Source organism: Caulobacter sp. ALps2 (genome assembly GCF_058681635.1).
The window spans coordinates 4,376,995-4,395,146 of sequence record NZ_CM178743.1 but is presented as its reverse complement, the minus strand read 5'-3'; the positions used below and the strand labels follow the sequence as shown (position 1 = coordinate 4,395,146).

The following is an 18,152-nucleotide window of genomic DNA, read 5'->3' as shown; positions in this document are numbered from 1 at the left end:
AGGAGGACGGCTTGACGGGAGCGACGGCAGGCGAGACCAAGGCGCGGCGGACCAAGGCCGAGCAGCGCGCCCAGAGCCTGGAGCAGATCCTGGACGCGGCCGAGTACCTGTTCTCGCAGAACGGTCTCTATGGCGTGACGCTGCGCGATGTCGCCGTGCGCGTCGGCATCCACACCACGCTGCTGAACTACTATTTCAAGGACAAGACCAACCTGTTCGAGGCCGTGTTCGCGCGGCGGGCCGGCGTCACGTCCGGCCGCCGGATGGTCGCGCTGGAGCAGTACGAGCAGGCGACAGGGGACAAGCCCACCGTCGAGGGCGCGCTGCACGCCTTCCTCGATACCGATCTGGACCTCTACTACGAGGGTGGCGAGCACTGGATGAACTACGCCGCCTTCTGCGCGCGGGTCAGCAACACGCCCGAGGGCGCGGCGCTGATGGACGAGCACTTCGACCCCGTGGTCCTGAAGCTGGTCGGCATCCTCAAGCGCGCCCTGCCGGACTATGCCGACGAGGAGATCTTCTGGGGCTACCACTTCGTGTCGGGCGCCCTGATGAACACCCTGGCGCGGACCGGACGGATCGACCGGCTGTCCAGCGGCCTGTGCCATTCGGACGACTTTCCGGCGATCAAGAAGCGGATCGCCCGCTTCATGGCCGCCGGGTTCATCGCCCTGAAGGGCTAGGCCTTCTCGGCCTTGGCGAAGATCCGGGCCAGCCACAGGAACAGGCCGATCGCCAGCACGTAGAACGGCGTCAACGTGTAGAGCGCCATCTGCAGCGAGTTGTGCGGATGGTCGGCGCGGAAGAAGTCGCTGGCCGCGCCGACATAGGTTGGGCCAAGGCCCAGGCCGATGAAGTTCATGACCAGCAGCAGCAGGGCGCCGGACATCACCCGCTGCTCGGGCCGCACCTCTTCCTGGACCAGCGCCACCGCCGACGACAGGTAGAAGTAGTTCAGGAAGGTCGGGCCGATCAGGAACGCTAGCGCGAGAGGCCAGGTCGGCGCCCAGACGAAGCCCAGATAGAACGGGATCGCCAGGGTCAGCGAGATCACCGGAGCCAGGGCGTAGACCGTCTTGGACCGACGCGCGAAACGGTCGATGACCCGGCCCGAGATATAGATGCCGGCGCTCATGCCGACGCCGACCACCAGGGCGTACCAGACGGCGACCTCGCTCAGGGTCATGCCCTTTTCCCGCATCAAGAATAGGGTGGTGAAGTTGCCCAAGCCGTAAGTCACGAACTGGGTCGCGCCGCTGCCCAGGGAGGCCAGCACCAGGGTGGGGCGCGAGAAGAACATCCGCAGCGTCGCCCAGAAGCCGGCCTTCTCTAACTTGAGGCCCGCGCCGTCCAGGCCGCCGCGGCGCGGCTCCTTGACGATCAGCGGCAGGACGGCGGCGGCGATGATCCCGACGACGCCCAGGACGATGAAGGCGTAGCGCCAGTTGAACGCCGCCGCGATGGCCGCGCCGAAGGCTATGCCCAGCGCCGCCCCGACCGGAGGGCCCAGATTATAGACGCCCAGCGCCGTGCCGCGTCGGCCTGGTGGGAAATAGTCGGTGATGATCGCGTAGGAGGGCGGCACGCCGCCGGCCTCGCCAAAGCCCACGCTCATCCTTGCGAAGGCGAACTCGCCATAGCTGCGCGACAGGCCGCAGGCCACCGTCGCCGCGCTCCAGATCCCGCAGGCTAGGCTGAGAACCGCCACGCGGTTGGTGCGATCAGCCAGCCACCCGACCGGGATGGCGATGAAGCAGTAGAACATCGCGAAATAGAGGCCTCCGATCAGGCCCAGCTGGCTGTCGGAGACGTGCAGCGTGTCCTGGATCGGCTTGGCCAGGATCGACATCAGCTGCCGGTCCAGAAAGTTCAGGACGTAGACGAACCACAACATGCCCAGGACGATCCAGGCTCGGGGGCCGGGGGCGGGGTGAAGGTGGTCTGGACGCGCGGACAGGGCCGCGGCGCCATCGCGCTCGAGGTCGTTCAAGGTTTCCTCCCAGCTGCCCGTTCTCGAGCTTTGCTTGTCGCGAGATGACCTCAATCCCGACCTCACGTCAATATTCACGCGCGAGTGAGTGAGTGTTGACAGCGAGCCGGATCGCCTCCACCGTGGTCCCACAACGTCGACGGCAAACGATCGACGCTCGTTCGGGGAGTGAACGTCATGAAGGCTGGATTGCTTGCGTCGGCGTGCGCCGTCGCGCTCGTCGCGTTTTCAACAACACCGGTGCTGGCCCAGACGGCCGGCGCGGATCAGGGGAGGGGCGACCGCAAGGACGCCGAACTGGTGGGAGAAGTCGTCGTCACCGCCACCCGCCGTCCCGAGAAGCTGCAGGACGTGCCGCTCAGCGTCACCGCCTTCGATCAGAAGGAACTGACCGCCAAGGGCATCGTCGGCTACGAGGGGCTGGCCCGCCAGACGCCCGGCGTGGTGCTGAACCGCGCCACCGCCAACTTCAACAACTTCACCGCCCGCGGCATCGCCACCAATGGTTATGGGGCCAACCTGCAGAGCACGGTGGCCGTCTATATCGACGAACTGCCGATCTCGACCATCGGCAACACCACGGTGCTGGATCCCAACCTGTTCGACGTCGAGCGGGTGGAGTTCCTGCGCGGTCCGCAGGGCACGCTGTTCGGCTCGGGCTCGCTGTCGGGCGCGCTGCGGATCCTGAACAAGGCGCCAAACCTCTCCAGCCGCGAGGGCGCGGCCCTGGTCGACCTTGGCCTGACCGGCTCGGACTCGCTGCGCCAGCGCTACAACGGCATGCTCAACCTGCCGATCATCGAGGACAGGCTGGCCCTGCGCGTGGTTGGCTTCTACCGGCACGAGGAAGGCTATCTCGATAACGTCGGCACCAAGGTCCACAATTCCAACACCCTGGTCGACTGGGGCGGCCGCGCGAACCTGCTGTGGAAACCCAATGACCGCCTGACGGTGAAGGCCCTGTTCTCGTACGAGGACAGCAACCCCGAGGACTCGTCGATGATCAGCCCGTCCCTGGGCCGCGAGAAGCGGATCTCGGACCGGCCGGACCTGTTCGTCGGCAAGCTGCGCACCCACAACGTCACGATCGACTACCAGTTCGACGGCGCGCGCCTGACCAGCTCGTCGACCTATTCCAAGTTTGACCAGAAGTTCTTCGTCGACCTGGCCGGCACGTTCGGCGGGGCGATCGCCTTCGCGCTGGACGCTGGCGGCTTCCAAAAGACCTTCGTCGAGGAGGCGCGGCTGGCGTCCGATCCGGGCGGCAAGGTCGACTGGGTGGTCGGCGGCTTCTACATGGATCGCCGCCTGGACGTGGACTACTTCTACCGCTCCAACCCGGCCTTCCTGACCGCGCGCGGCATCACCGGCCTGCCGGACGAGTACTATCAGCGCCAGTACACTCACTTCCTGTCGCACGAGAAGGCGGCCTTCGGTCAGCTGACCTACCGCTTCAGCGACAAGGTCTGGGCCACCGGCGGCGTCCGCTATGGCAAGGTCGACAGCCAAGGCTTCACCGAGGCCGGCGGCTACAACAGCGCCTATCTGACCAACGCCCTGCTGGGCATCCGCGGGCCGCTGGCGTTGATACCGATCGCCGCGGCCACGGGCGTCAAGGCGACCGGCAGCAAGCCGTCGTTCAAGGTCAGCCTGTCGTACAAGCCGTCATCGGCCCTGACGACCTACGCCACCGTCTCGACCGGTTTCCGCACGCCCGTGGTCAACGGCTTCGCCGGACGGGCCAGTCTGGTCAATCCGGCCGACCTGATCATTCCGAACGGCGCCTCGTCGGATGACCTCGTGAACTACGAGCTCGGGGCCAAGGGACGGTTCCTGAACGGCCTGGTCTCGGCCAATGTCGCCGTCTACCTGATCGACTGGAGCAACATCCAGGTCCAGGCCAACCGTGTCTCCGACAGCGTTCAGTTCGCCACCAATATCGGCGCGGCGCGCAGCAAGGGCATCGAGCTGGAACTGCTGGCCTTCCCGGCCAAGGGCCTGACCATAGGCCTGAACGGCTCGTTGAACGAGGCCAAGGTCACTGACCTGACCCCGGCCGAGGCGGCGATCTCGGGCGCGGTCGCCGGCGCGCGGCTGGCCTCGCCCAAGGTGCAGGGCTCGCTGTTCGTCAATTACGGCTGGGACCTGACGCCTAAGGCCAAGGCCAATCTGTCGGTGTCGCTGCAGCACGTCGGCTCGTATCCGGGGTCGTTCCCGCATGTGCCAGGCCAGCCGACCGTGACCAGCCCAACCTATGGCTTCACGGACTCGTACCAGAACGTCAACGCCACCTTCGCCGTGGCCATGGGCGACACGACGATCGGGGCCTATGTCGAGAACCTCTTCGACGACCACTCGATCACCTATGTCCACCCCGAGGCCTTCCTCGCCAGCCGGTTCGCGACGATGCGGCCGCGCACGGCCGGGGTGCGCCTGGGCTATGCGTTTTAAGGGGGGGTGATGAGCAAGCGTCTTCTCGTTTCGGCCTTGGCGGTTCTGGCCCTCGCGCCGGCTGCCGCCTTGGCCGAGCCTGTGGTCAAAGCTCCGGCCGGCGCCGTTCGCGGCGTCGAGGCGGGCGGTCTCCAGGTGTTCAAGGGCATCCCGTATGCCGCCCCGCCCGTCGGCGCTCTGCGCTGGAAGCCGCCGATCGCCGCGCCGGTCTGGACGGGCGTGCGCGACGCGCTCGACTTCGGCCCGGCCTGCCCGCAGCCCAAGCCGCGCGCGGGCAGCATCTACGCCTCGCCCCTGAAGGCGTTCAGCGAGGACTGCCTGTCGCTGAACGTCTGGGCGCCGGGTAAAGCCAAGAAGGCCCCGGTGCTGGTCTGGATCCACGGCGGCTCGCTGATCGCCGGCTCCAGCGCCGAGGGCATGTACGATGGCGCGGCGCTCGCGAAGCAAGGCGTCGTGGTCGTCTCGATCAACTACCGCCTGGGCGTGCTGGGTTACATGGCCCATCCGGAACTGAGCGCGGAGTCGCCCGACCACGTCTCTGGCAACTACGGGCTGTTGGACCAAATCGCGGCCCTGAAGTGGGTGCGGGCCAACATCGGCGCCTTCGGGGGCGATCCGGCCAATGTCACGATCGCCGGAGAGTCCGCCGGGGCGCTCAGCGTCATGTATCTGATGGCCTCGCCGCCGGCGCGCGGCCTGTTCCACAAGGCGATCGCCCAGAGCGCCTACATGGTCTCTACCCCGCAGCTGCGCGACCCGAAGTTCGGCCATGTCCCGGCCGAGACCATGGGCGCGGCGACGGCCGCCAAGCTGGGCGCCAAGAGCCTGGCCGAGCTGCGGGCCATGGACGCCGAGACGATCACCACCTCGGCCCTGATGGCCGGCTTCCAGACCTTCGGCGCGGTCGATGGCAAGATCCTGCCCAAGCAGCTGGTCGACACGTTCGACGCGGGAGAGCAGGCCCGGGCGCCGATCCTGGCCGGCTTCAACAGCGGCGAGATCCGCTCGCTGCGGTTCCTCGCTCCGCCGCCCCCGGCCGACGCGGCGACCTACGAGAAGGAGATCCGCGCCCGTTATGGCGACCTCGCGGACGACTTCCTGAAGCTCTATCCGTCCACGGACGTTGCCGAGAGCGTGCTGCTCGCGCCGCGCGACGCTCTCTACGGCTGGACGGCCGAGCGACTGGTCGCCAAGCAGACGGAGGCCGGGTCGCAAGGCTATCTCTACTACTTCGACCACGGCTATCCGGCGGCCGAGGCGGCGGGCCTGCACGGCTTCCATGCCAGCGAGCTGCCCTATGTCTTCGGCACGGCTGACAAGACGCCGCCCGCCTGGCCCAAGAATCCCGCCACGCCGGCCGAGGCCAGGCTGTCGGCGGCCATGATCGGCTACTGGACCTCGTTCGCCCGCGACGGCGTTCCCAAGGCGGACGGCGAGCCCGCCTGGAAGCCCTACGGAAACGCGCGCGCCTATATGGCCTTCGCCGAAGGCCCCCAGCCCGGCGCGCACCTGCGCCCGGGCATGTACGAACTCAACGAGGCGGTGATGTGCCGACGCCGCGCCCAGGGCGACACGCCCTGGGTCTGGAACGTCGGCGTCGTCTCGCCTCCGCTTCCCCCTGGAGTTACGCAGTGTCGCTAAGTCGTGGGCCGATGATTGACGGCGAGATGCAGGCCTTCGCCCTGACGCTCGAAAAGTTCCTGGACCACGCCGCCAAGTGGCGACCGACCGGAGAGGTAGTGACGGCGCGCGAGGGCGGGCGGATCGACCGGATCGGTTATGCCGACCTGCGCGACCGCGCCTTGCGGGTGTCCTCGGTGCTCGAAGGCATGGGCGTGAAGACGGGCAGCCGTGTCGCGACCCTGGCCTGGAACAGCCAAGACCATGTCGAGGTCTGGTTCGCGATCATGGGCATGGGCGCGGTCTGCCACACTCTGAACCCGCGCCTGACCGCCGAGCAGCTGGCCTCGATGGTCGTGCAATCCGAAGCCGACATCCTGATCGCCTCGTCCGATCTCGCGCCTCTGGCCCGCAAGATCATGGACGCCGCGCCGGGCGTCACCCGGTTGCTAGTCATCGACGGCGAGGCCGCCGAAGGCGAGAGCCTAGCGCCGTTGGTCGACGCCGAGGCCCGGCGTGGGACCTGGGGCCAGTTCGACGAGACGACGCCTTGCGGCCTCTGCTTCACCTCGGGCACGACTGGCGCGCCGAAGGGCGTGACCTACACCCACCGCTCCAGCTACCTGCACACTCTGCGCGTGTTGCAGGTCGACGGGATGGCGATTTCTGGCGCCGACGCGGTATTGGCGGTGGTTCCGATGTTCCACGCCAACGCCTGGGGGCTGCCGTTCGCGGCGCCGGCCGTGGGGGCCAAGCTGGTCCTGCCTGGCCGGAACGCCGACGGCGCCAGCCTGGCGCGCCTGATCGCCGCCGAGAAGGTCACGGTCTGCGTCGGCGTGCCGACCGTCTGGCTCGGCTTGATCGAGCACCTGGAAGCGACAGGCGAGACGCTGCCGTCGCTCAAGCGCATCATCGTCGGCGGCGCGCCGATGCCGCCGGCGCTGATGGATCGCATCGAGCAGCGCCTGGGCGTCCGCGTCCAGACAAGCTGGGGCATGACCGAGCTGTCGCCCTGCGGAACCCTGGCCCCGCTCAGCGCGCCGGCGGAAGCCGCGGTGTCTGGGCGTCCGGCCGTCGGCGTCGACCTGCTGCTGACCGACGCGGAGGGCGTGGCTCTGCCCCAGCAACGCGACGTCGAGGGCCATCTGCGGGTGCGCGGCACCTCCGTGATCGAGCGCTATTTCGGCCACGAGACCTCGGCCACCGACGGCAACGGCTGGTTCGCCACCGGTGACCTCGCGCGCATCGACGCCGAGGGCAACCTGATCATCACCGGCCGCGCCAAGGACCTGATCAAGTCCGGCGGCGAGTGGATCAATCCGGCCGAGATCGAGGCGGTGGTCTGCGCTCTGCCTGAAGTGTCCCTGGCCGCCGTGATCGGCCGCACCCATCCCAAGTGGGGCGAGCGCCCGATCCTGCTGGTCGAGACCCAGGGCGAGGTCAGCGACGAGGTCCTGCTGGCCTCGCTGCGCGGCCGGGTGGCCAGTTGGTGGATCCCGGACGCGGTCTTCCGCCTGGACCGCATGCCTCTGGCGTCGACCGGCAAGATCGACAAAATTCGGCTGAGGTCGGAGTACGGCGCGGGCTGATGCGCCGCCCGCCGTCCCGCCCGTATGAAACCGATGGAAAACTCAGTGTCCGAAGCCGCACCGCGCCGCCGCAACACCAAGGCCGAACAGCGCGCCGAGAAGATGGAGCAGATCCTCGACGCGGCCGAATACCTGTTCTCCAAGCACGGGCTGCACGGGGTCACGCTGAAGGATGTCGCCAAGATGGTCGGCGTGCACCACACGCTGATGAACTACTATTTCGACGACAAGAAGACCCTGTTCGACGCGGTTTTCGCCCGTCGGGCGGTCGTGACCAGCGAGCGGCGGATCCGGGCGCTGGAGGACTATGAGGCGGCCTGCGCGGGCAAGCCGACCGTGGAGGGCGCCTTGCGCGCCTTCCTCGACACCGACCTGGATCTCTACATCGAGGGCGGGGAGGGCTGGAAGAACTACGCCGCTCTCGGCGCTCAGGTGGCCAACACGCCCGAGTGGGGCGCGGACCTGATGGACCAGCACTTCGATCCGGTCGTGCTGCGCCTAATCGACCTATTGAAGCGGGCGCTGCCCGACTGCGCGGAGGCCGACATCTTCTGGGGCTATCACTTCGTCACCGGGGCGCTGATGCTGACCCTGGCGAGGACGGGGCGGATCGACAAGCTGTCGGGCGGGGTCTGCCGGTCTGACGACTTCCACGCCGTGAAGGAACGAATGGCCGCGTTCATGGCCGCCGGTTTCCTGTCGGTGTGCGGCCGCAAGGGCGCGCCAGTCTAGCTTTCGGGCGCCTCGACTTGGCGAAGCCTTATCCAAAACATTCACTGTCGAGTTAGTGAAGAACTGTGCGAACCTTGGTTCGCGAAACGAGAAGGGGATTTCCATGATGCTCGAAGGACGTGTCGCCATCGTCACCGGCGCGGGTGGCGGCCTGGGTCGCGCCCACGCGCTGTACCTGGCCAGCCAGGGCGCCAAGGTGGTGGTCAATGATCTGGCCCAGGAAGCGGCCGACCGTGTCGCCGCCGAGATCGCGGCCCAAGGCGGCGCGGCGATCGGCGTGGCGGCCTCGGTCACCGACGAGGCGGCCGTGGCCGACATGGTCGAGCAGGTCGTGGCCCGCTGGGGCCGCGTCGACATTCTGATCAGCAACGCCGGCATCCTGCGCGACAAGACCTTCGCCAAGATGAGCCTGGACGACTTCCGCCTGGTGGTCGACGTGCACCTGATGGGCGCGGCGGTCTGCGCCAAGGCCGTCTGGGCGATCATGCGCGAGCAGGGTTATGGCCGCATCGTCATGACGACCTCGTCCTCGGGCCTCTACGGCAATTTCGGCCAGGCCAACTACGGCGCGGCCAAGATGGCCCTGGTGGGCCTGATGCAGACCCTGGCCATCGAGGGCGAGAAGTACAATGTCCGGGTCAATTGCCTGGCGCCGACGGCCGCCACGGGCATGACCGAGGGCGTGTTGTCGGAAGAGAGCCTGCGGCGCCTCGACCCAGCCCTGGTCAGCCCCGGCCTGTTGGCGCTGGTGTCGGACGACGCGCCGACCCGCGCCATTCTGTGCGCCGGCGCTGGCCACTTCGCCACCGCCCACGTCACCCTGACCGAGGGGCGTTATGTCGGCGGCGGCGCGGACGCGGGCGAGCAGCTTATCCGCCAGTGGAACGGCGTCGCCGACCGCAAGGACGAGATCGTGCCGGCCTACGGCTTCACCCAGGCCGAGCGCGAGGTGGCCAGCGCCGGTCTCATGGCGAAAGCCGTGGGAGGTCGCGCGTGATGCGTCAGGCCGTCATCGTCTCCACGGCGCGCACGCCGATCGGCCGCGCCTATCGTGGGGCCTTCAACGACACCCCGTCGCCGACCCTGGCCGCCCACGCCCTGAGCGCCGCTGTCGCGCGGGCCGGCGTGGCGCCGGACGAGGTCGAGGACTGTATCCTCGGCTGCTCGCTGCCGCAGGGCTACCAGCAGACCATCGGCCGCACGGCGGCGCTGCGGGCCGGACTGCCGGTCACCGTGCCGGGCATGACCATGGACCGCCAGTGCTCGTCGGGCCTGATGACCATCGCCACGGCCGCCAAGCAGATCATCGTCGACCGTATGCAGGTGATCGTGGCCGGCGGGGTCGAGTCGATCTCGCTCGTCCAGACGCCGGAAATGCGGGTCGATCAGGACCCCGGCCTGCTGGCCCTGCATCCAGACGCCTACATGCCGATGCTGGACACCGCCGAGACGGTCGCGGCCCGCTACGGGATCAGCCGCGAAGCCTGTGACCTCTATTCCCTGGCCTCGCAGTACCGCGCGGCCGCCGCCCAGAGCACCGGCCGGCTCGACGCCGAGATCATGCCGATGACCACGACCATGAAGGTCGTCGACAAGGCCACCCAGGCGGTCTCGCACCGCGAGGTGACCCTGGAGCGCGACGAGGGCGTGCGGCCCGAGACGACGTTGGAAGGCCTGGCGGCCCTGAAGGCGGTGCGGCCTGGCGGCGTGGTTACGGCCGGCAACGCCAGCCAACTCTCCGACGGCGCCTCGGCCTGCGTGGTCATGGAGGCCGGCCTGGCCGAGAAGCGCGGCCTGGAGCCGCTGGGCCGTTATGTCGGCATGGCCGTCGCTGGGACCAAGCCCGACGAGATGGGCATTGGCCCGGTCTTCGCCATCCCACGCCTGCTGGAGCGCTTCGACCTCGAGCTCGACGACATCGGCCTGTGGGAACTGAACGAGGCCTTCGCCTGCCAGGTCGTCTATTGCCGCGATCGCCTGGGCATCCCGGACGAGCTGTTGAACGTCAACGGCGGCGCCATCGCCATGGGCCACCCGTACGGCATGTCGGGTTCGCGCCTGGTCGGCCATGCCCTGCTGGAAGGCAAGCGGCGCGGCGCCAAGCATGTCGTCGTCACCATGTGCGTTGGCGGCGGCATGGGCGCGGCGGGTCTGTTCGAAGTTCTGTGATTACGTAGCGCGCCGACAGAGCGCGCGGGGGAGAAAACCATGGCCCGCACGAGGCCGCCTTCGGGCCAGTCCATCATCAAGATCGCCGTCACCGCCTCGGCCGGGGCGGCGATCGAGTGGTACGACTTCTTCATCTACGGGACCGCCGCGGCGCTGGTGTTCCCGAAGCTGTTCTTCCCCGCCGACCTGCCGCCGTTCGTAGCCCAGATCGCCGCGTTCAGCACCTTCGCGGTCGGGTTCCTGGCCCGGCCGATCGGCGGGCTGCTGTTTGGCCACTTCGGCGACCTGTTCGGGCGCAAACGCGCCCTGGCCGTCGCCCTGCTGATCATGGGCGCGGCGACGACCTGCGTGGGCTTGCTGCCGACCTATGCGACGGCGGGCGCCCTGGCGCCGCTGCTGCTCGTGGTGCTGCGTTTCGTCCAGGGCCTGGCCGTGGGCGGGCAGTGGGGTGGGGCGGCGTTGCTGGCGATCGAGAGTTCGCCGCCGGGCAAGCAGGGCTTCTACGGCAGCTTCGTGCAGATCGGCGTGCCGCTGGGCGTGGTGCTGGCCAATGTCGTCTTCCTGCTGGCGGGCGTGCTGCTGCCGGCCGACCATTTCCTGGACTGGGGCTGGCGCGTTCCGTTCCTGCTGAGCGTGGTCCTGGTGCTGATCGGCCTCTACGTCCAGTTCGTGCTGGAGGAGCCCGAGACGTTCGAGGCCGCCAAGGCCGCGGCCGACGCGCCCAAGGCCCCGCCGCTGGTGCGGATCCTGAATGAGCACCTGGGCGACGTCCTGCTGGCGGGCGGCGCGTTCGTGGCCAACAACACCTGCTTCTACGTCGCCATCACCTATGCGGTGGCCTATGGCGCGACGAGCGTCGGGGTCTCCAAGGAGACCATGCTTTCGGCGGTGATGATCGGCAGCGTGGTGATGGTCCCGGTGCTGGTGGCCTGCGGGGCGGCTTCGGACCGATATGGGCGGCGCGGCATCTTCATGGCTGGCGCGGTGCTATGCGGCCTGTGGGCCTTCGCCATGTTCCCGCTGATCGACACCGGCTCGGCCCTGGCCATCACCGTGGCGATCACGGTGGCCCTGGTGCTGATCAGCCTGATGTACGGACCGCAGGCGGCGCTCTTCGCCGAGCTCTTCCCGGTGGAGGTTCGTTATTCCGGGGCTTCGCTGGGCTATCAGATTGGCTCGGTGTTCGGCGGCGGCTTCGCGCCGATCATCTCCACGGCGCTGTTCGAGCGCTTCCACTCCAGCCTGTCGATCGCGGTCTACATGGCCGCCATGTGCCTGGTGTCGCTGATCAGCACCGCGATGCTGGCCCAGCGCGCCAAGGCGTCCGAGAGGAGGGCGCTCGCTTAGCCGAGCGCCTTCGACAGCCGCAGCCACAGCTGCTGGTCGAAGTCCTTGTCCAGCGCCGCCTGGCCGGTGCGGACGACGACCAGCTCGCGGCTGGGCGCGATGTAGAGGCGGCGGTCCATGAAGCCCAGGGCCGCGACCAGGTCGGTCGGGGCGGCGGGGATCAGCTGGCCGGGCGCGCGAACGCCGCCGCTCCTGATCGTCTCGGAACCGCCGTTCAGCCACCACAGGCGGCCGTAAGCGGGATTGGTCGTCGAGCGCTCGAACAGCGACTTGAGCGCCTGCTCGGAAACGATGCGGCGGCCGTCCCTGGCCTTGCCGCCGTCCAGCACGATCTGGCCAAACACTGCGGTGTCGCGCGGCGTGGTGACCAGGCCCGTGGCGTTGCCGACATTGCCCAGGGCGGCCGGACGCTGACGCCACGCGGTGTCGGCCATGCCGGCCGGGGCCGTCAACCAGTCGCGGGTGATCGTCTCCAGCGACGCCTTGGCCGCCGCCGCGACGACACGCTTGGTCACCGCGTAGACGGGGGTGTTGTAGAAGAACCGGTCGCCGGGCGAGGCGACGAAAGCGAAGCCCTCGTTCAGGCCCGAGGACATGGTCAGCAGGTGGATCACGCGGATCGCCTGTTCCTGCTCGGGCGAGGCCTTGGACCAGCCGGCGCCGATATAGTCCGAGACGGGCTTGTCGACCTCGATCAGCCCCTTGTCGATCGCCACCGCCACCAGCAGGGCCACGAAGCTCTTCTGCTGCGAGGCGACATCCTCGAGAAGCGCGCCGTCCGGAGCTGTCCCGTGGGTGAAGGCCGCGCGGAAGTCGGTGGCGTCGGCGGGCAGGGGCCAGTTCTTCTCGACCAGGGTCTTGTGGTCCTGGACGATCAGGAAGCCGGTGGTCCTCTGGCTCTGGACATAGTCCAGCACGGGCTGGAAGTCCGGCGCGGCCAAAGCCGGCGAGGCCGCCAGGACGCCCGCGCCGGCGAGCAGGTTTCGACGGGAAATCGCGAGTGTCATGGGTATTCTTCCTAGGCCTTGCGGGCCCGCGCGGGCCGGGTGTCCTCGGCGGGCATCAGGCCGTGGCCGCGCGAGATCATCAGGCGCATGGCCTCGTTCTGCATGTGATAGAGAATGTTGCGCGCGCCCTCGGCGGCCACGGCCCCGTCGCGCTTGGCCAGGCCCTCGCGCACGACCAGCCAGTGATTGAACGGCGCGCCGTCGGTGCTTTCGGCCAGGCTGACATAAGAATAGTGCCAGCGGGTCTTGCGTCGGACGGACTCGATCATCCGCTGAGCGTCCGCGCTGGAGACGCTGGCCAGGCGGCTGAAGATCACCTCGCTCTGGTGGATCAGATCCTCGGCCGAGGCGCCGTTCTCGGAGGCCTTGAGCAAGGTGTCGACTAGGTCGAGCGTCTCGGCCATGTGCTTGGGCGTGGCGCGGATGCAGGCGAAGCGGGCCGCGCAGCCATAGAGCGCCGCGCGCACCTCGTAGAGGTCGAACACCTCCTGCACGGTCGTAGCCGCGACATAGGCCCCGCGGTTCTCCTCGATCACCACCAAGCCGTCGTCGGCAAGGATGCGCAGCGCCTTGCGGGCGATCGACCGCCCCACGCCGAACTCGTTGCAGATCCGGGCCTCGCGCAGCCACTCGCCCGGAGAGATGACGTCGTCCTGGATCTGGCGACGCAACGAGGCCGCGAGATCGGTGGCGCTCGGCGGCTCTTGGGATTCAGGCATGGAGACAGGGGCCTCGGGAAAAACGGTGACGGTCATTCTGGCGCTTGAAAGGGGATCCGGGAAGCAGGGGTGGATTAAATCCTACTGCGTTGATAGAAATTCGGTGCGGCGATCGAGAGAATATTGTTCAACAATTTGTCTAGCATCGTCGTACGGTCTGTGTATCCTTTTTATCAACGGCGCACAAAAGCGTCAGAAGGAGGGGGGTATGCGACAGTTATTTTTGTCAGCAGCGTCAATTTCACTCGCGGTCGCGTCTTCGGCGGCGGCTCAGACCGCGCCAGCCAATTCGCCTGACACCATCCAGGCCATCGAGGAAATTATCGTCACCGCGCAGCGGAAGGAGGAAAGCCTCAAGGACGTTCCGGCGACGATCTCGGCCGTAACCGCCGAGCAGCTGGAGGCGATGGGGCCGACCACCAGCACCGGCGACCTACTGCGCACCATGCCGGGCGTGCGCTTCAACGACCTGCAATCCAACAATCTCAGCGAAATCTCGATCCGGGGCTCCGGCACCCAGCGCGCCACCGGCGCGGACTCTGGGGTCGGCCTGTTCGTCAACGGCGCCTATGTGGGCTCCAGCACCCTGGGCGGCCGCAACTTCCGCCACATGGACTTCTTCGACCTGGAGCGGGTCGAGGTGCTGGAAGGCCCGCAGGGCGCGCTGTACGGCCGCAACTCCGAATACGGCGTGGTCAACATCATCTCGGCCAAGCCGAAGTTCAATGACAGCGGCTATATCAGCGCCAACTACACCGGCGATCTGCGGCAGACGAAACTGACCGCCGTCATCAACGAGAAGGTCAATGACGAGGTGGCCGTTCGCGTTGGCGTGCAGGGCATCGCCCAGGGCAAGGGCTTCTTCTACAATCCCAACAGCGACAAGTATTACGACCACACCGACGGCTGGATCTTCCGGGGCCAGGTCCGCTACCGCAAGGGTCCGCTGGACATCGACTTTCTGGTCGACGCGCAGGACCTGAACCTGCCGACCTTCCTGAACACCTATGCGCTGCCGCCGGGGGTCAACACCGCGATCCCGCTGGGCCTGACCCAGGACCGCTTCGTGATCCCGCACGACGGCAAGGATGGCGTCCGCCAGCAGGCCCAGCGAGCCATGATCCTGGCCGACTACGACCTGGGCTGGGGCAAGCTGACCTCCACCACCATGGCCACCCACTGGATCTCGCGACAGAACTACGCGGCGGCGATCGACTTCGCCACAGAAGCGCAGTTGCAGCGCCAGGGGCAACTGGGCCTGTACCCTTTCGGCCAAACCTCGACGGTGGCCAAGGACCGCACCTTCTACCAGGATTTCCATCTGGCCGGGCAGGCGCTGAGCGGCGATCTGGACTGGCTGGCGGGCGCGGACTACCTGATCCAGCATGACCTGAACGGCACGGACTCGGCGACCTCGCCCTGTGTGTTCCGTTTGAACGCGGGCATCTGCACGGGCACGCCCAACCAGCCGCAGTGTTACTTGCCGACCCCGACCTCCACGGCCTGTCCGACGCTGTTCCCGGCCGCCTTCGGGACCTCGGCCCGCGCGCCGCTGCGTAACGAGTCGGTGTCGACCTACGGCCTCGTCCGCTATCGGACGGGTAACTTCACCTTCGCCGGCGAGCTGCGCTATTCGCACGACAAGAAAAAGGCCAGCCAGGAGACGGTGCTGCTGTACACCAGCACGCCGGCCTCGCCGCGCGCGGCCTATGTGTTCGGCTCCGAGCGGGTGAACTACACCCTGACGGCCAGCTACAAGATCCCCGGGGCGATGCAGTCGCTGGTCTACGCCAAGGTCGGCACCGGTTACCGCGCCGGAGGCGTCAACGCCCGGACCTCGTCACCGGCCGCGCCCAACCCGTTCCGCTCGACCTACGGCAACGAGGACACGACCAGCTACGAGGTCGGCTTCAAGGGCAACCTGGCGCGCAACATCTATCTGCGGCTGGCGACCTATCGGTCGACGACGGATGACGCGATCACCTCGATCACCGACGGCTGCACCGTGCTGAACGCCTGCCAGAAGGCCGGGACGATCTTCAACATCAACGGCGGCACGGTCCACGCGCGCGGCGTCTCGGCGGCGATCGATGGCCGCTTCCACGTCGCCGACGGCCTGCTCAGCGTCAGCGTCAACGGCGCGCGTCAGCGGGCCCCCTATGTCGAGACGCCGGATAACTATTCGGGCCTGCCGGTGGTCGGCTCATCGGTCGCCCAGATCCCGAAATGGACGGCTTCGGCGACGGTCGACTATCGCCATCGTATCACCCAGACCATCACCGGGTTCGGCAACGTCTCGTACAACGCCCAGGACGGTGGGGTGCAGGACACGGTGACGGTCGCCACGCCGGCGATCTATCTGAGACCGGTGGACTTGATCAGCCTCCGGGCCGGGGTCGATATCGGCAAGATCCAGGCGGCGGTGTTCGTCCAGAACCTGGCGGACAAGACCATCGCGCTCTTGCAGTTCCAGAACGCCGGGGCGCCTTTGGCCAACCGGTACAATGCGCCGCGTACGGTCGGCGCGAACATCATCTACCGCTGGTGAGGGAGATCGGCATGAAAGCGTCGCGGCGGGATCTTCTGGTGGGAGCGGGCGTGCTCGCGGCGGCGTCTCAGGCAAGGGCGGCTCCGGCCGCACCATCGCCCGATACGGCCTGGTTGCAGGCCGCGCTTGAGCGCTTCGCCGGCTTCGGGGTGAAAGCCTCGGGCGGGCCGGGCGACATCGCCAGCGGCGCATGGCTGGAGGGCGACCTGACCGCCCTCGGCTATCGCTGCGAGCGTCAGGCGTTCGAGGTCCCTTATGCGCAGGTCCGCAAGGCCACGTTGGTCGCTGGCGACAAGACGGCGGCCGTCCTTCCGCAGGCGATCGTAAAGACCACCGGCGCGGACGGCCTGACCTTGCCGATCAAGCTGGCTGGCGCGGGCGGCGACCTGGACGGGGCCATCGCCCTGGTCGTGCTGCCGTTCAGCCGCTGGGTCAGCATGGCTCAGCCCGCGATCGGCTCGGCCCTGAAAGACGCTTTCGACCGTGGCGCGGCGGCGGCTGTCGTCGTGACCACCGGCCCCACGGGCGAGGTGATCGGCCTGAACGTCAGTCCGTCCAAGCCCGGCTTCCAGAAGCCCGTCGTCCTGCTGGCGCCCAAGGACGCCGAGCCGTTCGTCGCCGCCGCCAAGGCGGGCGCGACCGTGACCCTGACGGTCGACGCCGAGGTCGGCCGCCGGCCAGCCTACAACCTGATCGCCCGGCTGGATCGCGGCGCGGCCAAGACCATGATCGTCACGACACCGCGCTCTGGCTGGTTCACCTGCGCCGCCGAGCGCGGGGCTGGGGTGGCGGTGTGGCTGTCACTGGCTCACGGCCTGGCGGCGGCAAAGCCCGGCGTGAACCTGGAGTTCGTCGCGACCAGCGGCCATGAGTACATCTATCTGGGCGGCGAGGAATATCTGGAGCACCACGCGCCCAAGCCCGCCGACACCCGCCTGTGGGTGCATATCGGCGCCAGCGCGGCGGCGCGGGATTGGCATGAGCTGGCCACCCTGCGGCCTCTGCCGAGCGCCGACAGCCAGCGGGTGCTAACCGCCACGCCGGATCTGATCGCGCCGACCAGGGCCGCCTTCAAGGGGCTGAGCGGCCTGGAGGCGGTCTATGAGGCCAACAAGACCAACGCTGGCGGTGAGCTGGTGAACGTGATCGAGGCTGGCTATCTCTCGGCGATCGGCCTCTATGGCGGCCACCGCTTCTTCCATACGCCGGGGGACGACATGCGCTGCGTGTCGGGCGAGCTGGTCCTGCCGGTGGCCAAGGCCTTCCAGACGGCGATCGACGCGGCGCTGAAGGCCTAGGCCGGTTGCTGCGCGGCCTTGGCGGCGATGAAGCCGGGGCGGGCGGCCAGACGCTCCCAATAGGCCGCCACCTCGGGGCTGAACTTGTGGGAGAGGCCCAGGTCGCGGGCCAGCAGCAGGGCGTAGCCGACGCAGATGTCGGCCATGGTGAAGCGTCCGGCGCACAGCCAGTCGCGATCGGCCAGGGCGCGGGTCACGTGGCGCAGGCGCGACAGAAACCACTGGGCATAGTCGTCGGCCGCTTGTTTCAGCCGGCGCTCCTCGGGTTCCAGCTGGGTGTAGCGCAGCACGATGGTCTGCGGGAACGTCAGAGTCGCCTCGCTGCGATGCAGCCAGTCCAGCCATAGGCCGTAGTCCGGCTCGTCGACCTCTACGGCCAGCGGCGAGGGGCCATGGCGGGTGGCCAGGTACTGCGGGATGGCGGCGCTCTCGGTCATCCGCGTGTCGCCGTCGATCAGCAGCGGGATGGTGCCCAGCGGGTTCTGCTCCAGATATTCCGGCTGCAGGATGCGGGGCGGGAAGGGCAGCAGGTGTAGGCGATAGGGCAGGCCCATCTCTTCCAGGGCCCACAGCGCGCGGAAAGATCGAGCGTCGTGGCAGTGATAGAGCTCGATCATTCCAGGCCTCCCCAAGTGCGACCACGGGGGACCGCTGAATGATTGTTGAACAATCATTCCAT

14 protein-coding genes are annotated in these 18,152 nt (G+C 68.0%); 10 read left to right on the top strand and 4 right to left on the bottom strand.

Annotated elements, in window-relative coordinates; translation table 11 throughout:
- The first annotated feature begins 11 nt into the window (after positions 1-11).
- Complete coding sequence (locus tag ACW173_RS20735; protein WP_492081951.1) at positions 12-686, top strand: TetR/AcrR family transcriptional regulator; 675 nt, start codon at positions 12-14, stop codon at positions 684-686.
- On the opposite strand, the gene ACW173_RS20730 is transcribed toward ACW173_RS20735, so the two are convergent.
- Positions 683-1,993 carry a spinster family MFS transporter gene (locus ACW173_RS20730; protein ID WP_492081950.1) on the bottom strand — a complete coding sequence of 437 codons (1,311 nt, stop codon included), beginning with the start codon at positions 1,991-1,993 and terminating at the stop codon, positions 683-685. The two genes, ACW173_RS20735 and ACW173_RS20730, sit on opposite strands and share 4 nt — an antisense overlap.
- A 177-nt stretch (positions 1,994-2,170) precedes the next feature.
- Between ACW173_RS20730 and ACW173_RS20725 the strand changes: the two genes are divergently transcribed.
- From ACW173_RS20725 to ACW173_RS20695, 7 genes are all read left to right on the top strand, one after another.
- A complete protein-coding gene (locus ACW173_RS20725) occupies positions 2,171-4,444 on the top strand; it encodes a TonB-dependent receptor (RefSeq protein WP_492081949.1) in 2,274 nt (757 codons plus the stop codon).
- Between the two features lie 9 nt (positions 4,445-4,453).
- A complete protein-coding gene (locus ACW173_RS20720) occupies positions 4,454-6,085 on the top strand; it encodes a carboxylesterase/lipase family protein (RefSeq protein WP_492081948.1) in 1,632 nt (543 codons plus the stop codon).
- Between the two features lie 11 nt (positions 6,086-6,096).
- Positions 6,097-7,653 carry an AMP-binding protein gene (locus ACW173_RS20715; RefSeq protein WP_492086033.1) on the top strand — a complete coding sequence of 519 codons (1,557 nt, stop codon included), beginning with the start codon at positions 6,097-6,099 and terminating at the stop codon, positions 7,651-7,653.
- Between the two features lie 33 nt (positions 7,654-7,686).
- On the top strand, positions 7,687-8,385 hold the full coding sequence (locus ACW173_RS20710) for a TetR/AcrR family transcriptional regulator (RefSeq protein WP_492081947.1): 699 nt from the start codon (positions 7,687-7,689) through the stop codon (positions 8,383-8,385).
- A gap of 103 nt (positions 8,386-8,488) precedes the next feature.
- Positions 8,489-9,382, top strand: a complete 894-nt coding sequence (locus ACW173_RS20705; protein WP_492081946.1) for an SDR family NAD(P)-dependent oxidoreductase — start codon at positions 8,489-8,491, stop codon at positions 9,380-9,382.
- A complete protein-coding gene (locus ACW173_RS20700; RefSeq protein WP_492081945.1) occupies positions 9,382-10,554 on the top strand; it encodes an acetyl-CoA C-acyltransferase in 1,173 nt (390 codons plus the stop codon). Before ACW173_RS20705 ends, ACW173_RS20700 begins: the two co-directional genes overlap by 1 nt.
- A gap of 39 nt (positions 10,555-10,593) precedes the next feature.
- Positions 10,594-11,901 carry an MFS transporter gene (locus ACW173_RS20695; protein ID WP_492081944.1) on the top strand — a complete coding sequence of 436 codons (1,308 nt, stop codon included), beginning with the start codon at positions 10,594-10,596 and terminating at the stop codon, positions 11,899-11,901.
- Here the strand turns inward: ACW173_RS20695 and ACW173_RS20690 are convergent.
- Positions 11,898-12,908, bottom strand: a complete 1,011-nt coding sequence (locus ACW173_RS20690; RefSeq protein WP_492081943.1) for a serine hydrolase domain-containing protein — start codon at positions 12,906-12,908, stop codon at positions 11,898-11,900. The two genes, ACW173_RS20695 and ACW173_RS20690, sit on opposite strands and share 4 nt — an antisense overlap.
- An 11-nt stretch (positions 12,909-12,919) precedes the next feature.
- The gene (locus tag ACW173_RS20685; protein ID WP_492081942.1) at positions 12,920-13,627 is read right to left on the bottom strand and encodes a GntR family transcriptional regulator; all 708 of its coding nucleotides are present in this window, start codon (positions 13,625-13,627) and stop codon (positions 12,920-12,922) included.
- Positions 13,628-13,835: 208 nt separating this feature from the next.
- Here ACW173_RS20685 and ACW173_RS20680 point away from each other — a divergent pair, with 208 nt between their 5' ends.
- Together ACW173_RS20680 and ACW173_RS20675 are read left to right on the top strand one after the other, a co-directional pair.
- On the top strand, positions 13,836-16,175 hold the full coding sequence (locus tag ACW173_RS20680) for a TonB-dependent receptor (RefSeq protein WP_492081941.1): 2,340 nt from the start codon (positions 13,836-13,838) through the stop codon (positions 16,173-16,175).
- An 11-nt stretch (positions 16,176-16,186) separates the two neighbouring features.
- A complete protein-coding gene (locus ACW173_RS20675) occupies positions 16,187-17,473 on the top strand; it encodes a protease-associated domain-containing protein (RefSeq protein WP_492081940.1) in 1,287 nt (428 codons plus the stop codon).
- Here the strand turns inward: ACW173_RS20675 and ACW173_RS20670 are convergent.
- On the bottom strand, positions 17,470-18,090 hold the full coding sequence (locus ACW173_RS20670) for a glutathione S-transferase family protein (RefSeq protein ID WP_492081939.1): 621 nt from the start codon (positions 18,088-18,090) through the stop codon (positions 17,470-17,472). The genes ACW173_RS20675 and ACW173_RS20670 overlap by 4 nt on opposite strands.
- Between the last annotated feature and the right edge of the window lie 62 nt (positions 18,091-18,152).